Genomic DNA, 1645 nt, shown 5'->3' with positions numbered 1-1645 from the left:
TGAGTAACAGACCCACCGCCTTCGCGAGCAAGCCCGCTCCCACATTGGATCTTCAGCGCTCTTTTAATGTTTGGCGGCGGCCAGAATCAAGGCTTTCATCTCGGCGACGGCGCCTTTGAAGCCGACGAACAGCGCATGAGCCACCAGTGCATGGCCGATGTTCAGCTCGTTGATGCCCTTGATCGCAGCCACGGCTTCGACGTTATGGTAGTGCAGGCCGTGGCCGGCGTTGACGATCAGGCCTTCGCCCAGGCCGCAGTTGACGCCGTCGATGATGCGCTGTAATTCGTCGGCAACTTCGGTCGGCGTGGTCGCGTCGGCATAACGGCCGGTGTGCAGTTCGATGGCCGGGGCACCGACACGGCGCGAAGCTTCGATCTGGCGCTCATCGGCATCAATGAACAGCGAGACTTCACTGCCGATCTTCGACAGGCGCTCCACGGCAGCCTTGATCCGCGCTTCCTGGCCAGCCACATCGAGGCCGCCTTCGGTGGTCAGTTCCTGGCGGGTTTCCGGCACCAGGCAGATATGCGCCGGGCGGATGCGCTCGGCGAACGCCATCATTTCCTCGGTGACGCCCATTTCGAAGTTCATGCGGGTTTGCAGCACGTCCTTGAGCAGCAGCACGTCGCGCTCCTGGATGTGGCGCCGGTCTTCGCGCAGGTGCACGGTGATGCCGTCGGCGCCCGCTTCTTCGGCGTCCAGCGCGGCCTTGACCGGGTCCGGGTAACGGGTGCCCCGGGCCTGGCGCAGGGTGGCTACGTGGTCGATGTTCACGCCGAGAAGAATGCGATTGCTGGTGGTCACGAAAAGCGCTCCTGAAGAGGGAAGGAATCGCTGCACAGCATACACGGGGATGTCAGGGCTTTCGAAACAACTCGCGGCTGACCAGTGGCCGACCGCCCAGATGCACGGCCAGGGCTTGGCGCATCAGGCGCTTGGCGGCGGACAGGGCGCCGGGGGCGGTCCAGTCGGCTTCGCTCATGGCGAGCAATTCGGTGCCCTGGAACAGGCCGGGTTGCAGCAGGTAGACCCGCTCCAGGCCTGCGTCCACTTGCAGGCGATACATGCCGTCGGCGGCGATGGGCTCGCCGTGCAGGTCGTTGCTCAGTTCGAAGCCGTAGCCCAAGTCATCCAGCAGGCGCCATTCGAATGCGCGCAGCAGCGGTTCCAGGGGACGGCCTTCGGCGAGGGCGAGCAAGGTGGCGGCATAATGATCGAAGACGCCGGGGTGCGGGTCTTCGGCGGGGAGCAGGCGGATCAGCAATTCGTTGAGGTAGAGGCCGCTGAACAGCGCCTCACCGTTGAGCCAGTTGGAGGCGCCGGCAGCTTCCATGCGGCCGACGTTCTTCAGCTCGCCGCGTCCACGAAACTCCACTTCCAGGGCCACGAAGGGCCGCGCCAGGGTGCCGGCCTTGCCGCGTGCACTGCGCAAGACCGCGCGCAGGCGGCCTTGGGGCGTGAGGAAGTCCACCAGGGCGCTGGTCTCGCGGTAGGCGCGGCTGTGCAAGACGTAGGCGGGTTGGCCGGTGGGTGGAGTTTGAGACATGGGGTTCTCGCTGCGGGAACACGGTCTGGAAAACAACGACTATCCAATGTGGGAGCGGGCTTGCTCGCGAATGCAGGGTGTCAGTCAACACAGCTG

2 protein-coding genes are annotated in these 1645 nt (G+C 64.9%); both read right to left on the bottom strand.

Going from position 1 to position 1645, the window contains the following annotated elements:
• Nucleotides 1–63: 63 nt before the first annotated feature.
• Complete coding sequence (pdxJ, locus tag ACW9I6_RS32290; protein ID WP_003210427.1) at nucleotides 64–807, bottom strand: pyridoxine 5'-phosphate synthase; 744 nt, start codon at nucleotides 805–807, stop codon at nucleotides 64–66.
• Nucleotides 808–859: 52 nt separating this feature from the next.
• Nucleotides 860–1549, bottom strand: coding sequence for a DNA repair protein RecO (gene recO / locus ACW9I6_RS32285; RefSeq protein WP_003210428.1), 690 nt, complete (start codon nucleotides 1547–1549; stop codon nucleotides 860–862).
• Nucleotides 1550–1645 lie beyond the last annotated feature (96 nt).

The organism is Pseudomonas sp. SDO5522_S412 (genome assembly GCF_054071215.1).
This window is presented reverse-complemented; position numbering and strand designations above follow the sequence as displayed.